The organism is Mesorhizobium sp. M2A.F.Ca.ET.037.01.1.1 (assembly GCF_003998075.1).
Lineage (GTDB): Bacteria > Pseudomonadota > Alphaproteobacteria > Rhizobiales > Rhizobiaceae > Mesorhizobium.
This window is the reverse complement of the sequence record NZ_RZSA01001075.1, coordinates 1-2,083: the sequence shown is the minus strand read 5'-3', so window position 1 is coordinate 2,083 and position 2,083 is coordinate 1. Positions and strand designations below refer to the sequence as shown.

The following is a 2,083-nucleotide window of genomic DNA, read 5'->3' as shown; positions in this document are numbered from 1 at the left end:
GGGATCTATTCGCCGTCGGAAGCTGGCATCAGCCTATTTGCGCCGCGCCATCGGCGCGCTCGAGAATCGCGGTGGGTCAGGCGATCCTCTGCTCGAACTGCATCACGCTCGCGCTCTTGCGCAGTCCCGTCGCGACGACCGACACACGGAACTTCCCGGCCAGGGACTGGTCGAAGATGGCGCCGACGATGATGTCGGCATCGGCGTCGACCTCCTCGCGTATCCTCGTCGCGGCCTCATCGACCTCGAACAGCGTCATGTCCATACCGCCGCTGATCGACACCAGCAGCCCCCTGGCGCCCGTCATGGAGGCTTCGTCCAGCAGCGGATTGGCTATCGCCGCCTCGGCTGCCGTTCTTGCGCGTCCCTCTCCGGAGGCCTCGCCCGTTCCCATCATTGCCGGGCCCATGTCCCGCATCACCGATTTCACGTCGGCGAAATCGAGATTGATCAGGCCTTCCTTGACGATGAGATCCGTGATGCAGCCGACGCCCGCGTAGAGGACGCGATCGGCCATGGCGAAAGCGTCGGCGAAGGTGGTCCTGGCGTCGGCGACCCGAAACAGGTTCTGGTTCGGGATGACGATCACGGTGTCGGCGCTTTCGCGCAGGCGTTCTATGCCTTCCTCGGCCGCCTGGGTCCGGCGCTTGCCTTCGAACGTGAAAGGCTTGGTGACGACGGCCACTGTCAAAATGCCGGCATCGCGCGCGGCGCGCGCAATCACGGGCGCGGCACCCGTCCCGGTGCCGCCACCCATGCCGGCGGTGATGAAGCACATATGCGTTCCCGCCAGATGATCCATGATCTCATCGATGGATTCCTCCGCGGCCGCACTTCCGACCTGGGGCAAGGACCCGGCGCCCAGGCCCTCGGTGACATGCGCGCCCAATTGGATCAGCCGCGACGACTTTGACATGGTGAGCGCCTGGGCGTCGGTGTTGGCGACGACGAACTCGACGCCCTGCAGACCTTCGGCGATCATGTTGTTGACGGCGTTGCCGCCGGCACCGCCGACCCCGACGACGGTAATCTTGGGTCTCATCTCCAGGATTTCCGGCTTGGCGGTCATTTTTTCATCTTTCTACCGAAAGCGCCCGCTGCTCCGCCGCACGACGATGCGGAACCGGAGCAACGAGCACACGAATCAGGTGATCCCCACCAAGCGCAGGGAATCAGAGCGGGCGCCTCCCTGCAAGTCCGCCGAGCATATGCAAGCGCAATGCCCCTGCGTTTGAACAAAAAGGCTCCGGGTGCCCGAGCTCCAAGGCGACGCCGTTGCAAGAAGTTCTATTGCGTCACCGAGGTCGAGGTGCCCCAGGTGTCCGACAGCACATAGCCTTGCGGATAGGGATCTGTCGGATCGAGATAGTAGTTGTGCTCGCCGGTGATCCAGGCACGGCCGGTGATCTCGGGAACGATCGCCTTGCGTCCGGCGATTTCGGTCAAGCCGACAATTCTGCCGGTGAAGCGCGAGCCGATGATCGATTCATGGATCAACACCTCCCCTTCCTTCATCTGGCCCCGCGCGTGCAGCACGGCCATGCGGGCCGAGGTGCCGGTCCCGGTCGGGCTGCGGTCGGAACGGCCGGGCGAGACGATGCAGGTGTTGCGCGTGACCTTGCCCGGCCCCTGGAACGGCATGGCGAACTGCACGATCGAGACACCGCGCACATTGTCGAATTCAGGATGGACGACATCGAGCTGCTCGCGCGCGGCGCGGCGAACCTTCTCGCCGGCCACGGCCAGTTCGCGCGCCTCGTCGGGCGTAACCGATAAACCTAGCGCGGGTGCATCGACGATGGCGTAGAACATGCCGCCGTAAGCGATGTCCACCTTCAGCGTTCCCAGCCCCTCGACCTCGATATTCGCGTCGAGGCGTTCGGCGAAGGCGGGGGCGTTGCGGAAGGTGATCGACAGGCATTTGCCGTCGCGGCATTCGGCGTTGACCTCGATGACGCCGCCCGGCATATCGAGCTTGAAGCGTGTCTCCGGCTCCTGCATCGGCACCATTCCGGTCTCGAGCAGCACCGTGGCGACGCAGATCGTGTTGGAGCCCGACATCGGCGGGGATTCTGTCGGCCCC

Annotated in this window: 2 protein-coding genes; both read right to left on the bottom strand. The window is 64.6% G+C overall.

Going from position 1 to position 2,083, the window contains the following annotated elements; translation table 11 throughout:
• Window positions 1-76 precede the first annotated feature (76 nt).
• Window positions 77-1,069, bottom strand: coding sequence for a cell division protein FtsZ (gene ftsZ / locus EOA27_RS33530; protein ID WP_042647517.1), 993 nt, complete (start codon window positions 1,067-1,069; stop codon window positions 77-79).
• A 218-nt stretch (window positions 1,070-1,287) separates the two neighbouring features.
• The coding region (locus EOA27_RS33525) for a proline racemase family protein (RefSeq protein WP_127258414.1) at window positions 1,288-2,083 on the bottom strand (796 nt) is incomplete at its 5' end.

Bases quoted from the DNA above. Each gene is read 5' to 3' on its own strand.
- ftsZ (WP_042647517.1), bottom strand. From the start codon at position 1,069: ATGACCGCCAAGCCGGAAATCCTGGAGATGAGACCCAAGATTACCGTC.